This window comes from Nonomuraea sp. NPDC054003 (genome assembly GCF_055585125.1).
On record NZ_JBVJKR010000046.1, the window covers coordinates 1 to 1,332 of the forward strand.

The 1,332-nt window shown below is 66.9% G+C and carries 1 protein-coding gene and 1 other annotated feature; the gene reads right to left on the bottom strand.

From position 1 onward, the window contains the following. Positions 1-30 precede the first annotated feature (30 nt). A protein-coding gene (locus tag ACZ6YG_RS44615) for an IS3 family transposase (protein WP_466021373.1) occupies positions 31-1,280 on the bottom strand; the annotation gives its coding sequence in 2 pieces (ribosomal slippage) (positions 31-971 and positions 971-1,280; 1,251 coding nt in all). Continuing rightward, positions 865-978 (bottom strand) — a sequence feature (AL1L pseudoknot). (Overlaps the previous gene by 114 nt.) Positions 1,281-1,332: the final 52 nt, after the last annotated feature.

Consider the following 1,332-nt stretch of genomic DNA (forward strand, 5'->3'; position numbering starts at 1 on the left):
TGAACCGCGCCGGGTTTCGTGGAGACTCGGCTACTTGGTTTCTGCCGCGGTGACTGCGGCCTGTTGGTGACGGTAGTGGATCGCTTCGTACTCTGTGGGCGGGATGTCGCCGCAGGCGGTGTGCAGCCGGCGATGGTTGTACCAGTCGAGGTACTCCAGCGTGGCCAGCTCGACATCGTCCAGGCCCTTCCATGGCCCGTAGCGGCGGATCAGCTCCGCCTTGAACAACCCGTTGAAGGACTCGGCCAGGGCGTTGTCGTAGGAATCGCCGCGGCTGCCGACGGAGGCGACCGCGCCGGCATCGGCCAGGCGCTCGGTATAGCGAATCGATAGATATTGCACTCCGCGGTCGGAGTGATGAACCAGCTCCGACAGGTCGGCGCCGACGTCGCGGCCGCGGTGCCAGACGGCCATCTCCAAGGCGTCCAAGGCCAGGTCGGTACGGAGATGGGTGGCGGTCTGCCAGCCCACGACCATCCGGGAGTAGACGTCGATGACGAACGCCGCGTACACCCAGCCCGACCAGGTACGGACGTAGGTCAGGTCGGCGACCCACAGCCGGTTCGGCGCCGCAGCGTGGAAGTCACGCCGGACCAGATCCGCCGGACGCTCGGCCTGGTCGTCGGTGATGGTGGTGCGCCGGGCCTTGCCACGGACCAGCCCGGCGATGCCCAGTTCACCCATCAGCCGCTGGATGGTGCATCTGGCGACCGGCAAGCCCTCGCGGCGGAGCTGGTGGTAGATCTTGCGGGCGCCGTAACAGGAGTAGTTGTCCTGGTAGATACGGGTGATCTCGGTCTTGAGGTGCTCATCGCGCACCGCCCGTGCAGAGGGCGGCCGGCTACGGGCCGCGTAGTACGTCGAGGGCGCGACCTGTAGGACCCGGCAGATCGGCGCGACGCCGAACCGGTCGCGGTGGGCGTCGATAAAGGCGTTCATCTGGGCGGGCGAGGGTCGAGTTGGCTGGCGAAAAAAGCCGACGCCGCCTTCAGGATCTCGTTGGCCCGCCGCAGCTCGCGGACTTCGCGCTCCAACTCGGCGATCCGCTCGGCCTCATCGGTGCTGGTGCCGGCCCGGCTACCGCCGTCGATCTCGGCCTGCCTGACCCAGTTACGCAGAGATTCGGATCCGATGCCGAGCTGACGGGCGACGCGGGTGATCACGCCGAACGACTCCCCGGACTGCTGGATGGCCTCCTGCACCATCCGAACTGCCCGTTCCTTCAGCTCTGGTGGATAGCGACGCTGGGCGGGGTGCGGGGAGCTGGATCGACCTGACATGGACTCCATCCTTTCCAACCGATGGAGTCTCCATCAATCCCGGCGCAGTTCA